This is a genomic window from Curtobacterium sp. P97 (assembly GCF_023712445.1).
Classification (GTDB): Bacteria; Actinomycetota; Actinomycetes; order Actinomycetales; family Microbacteriaceae; genus Curtobacterium.
The window spans coordinates 1-406 of the sequence record NZ_JAMAYF010000199.1; the positions used below are offsets into that span (position 1 = coordinate 1).

The window sequence follows — 406 nt, forward strand, 5'->3', positions numbered from 1 at the left end:
GCTCGTGGCGTGCAACTGATTGATTGCCGTCGTCACGAGACGCGCGCCCGACGCGCCGAGCGGATGACCGAGTGCAATCGCCCCGCCGTTGGGGTTGACCCGGGGATCATCGTCCTTCAGGCCCAGCAGGCGCAACACGGCCAGCCCCTGTGCGGCGAACGCCTCGTTGAGTTCGATCACGTCGATCTCGTCGAGCCGCAATCCGGCCAGTGCCAGAACCTTCTCCGTCGCCGGCGCCGGACCGATACCCATCACGCGCGGCGGCACACCCGCGGTTGCCATCGCGACCACCCGAGCACGGGGCGTGAGACTGTGTTGGGCGATCGCGCGCTCGTCGGACAGCAGCAACGCACAGGCTCCGTCGTTGACGCCGCTCGCGTTTCCGGCCGTCACGCTGCCGTCAGGC

At 69.0% G+C, this 406-nt stretch carries 1 pseudogene; it reads right to left on the reverse strand.

The features are described 5' to 3' along the window. Positions 1-406: pseudogene (locus M3677_RS17640) on the reverse strand (3-oxoadipyl-CoA thiolase); the annotation flags it as partial.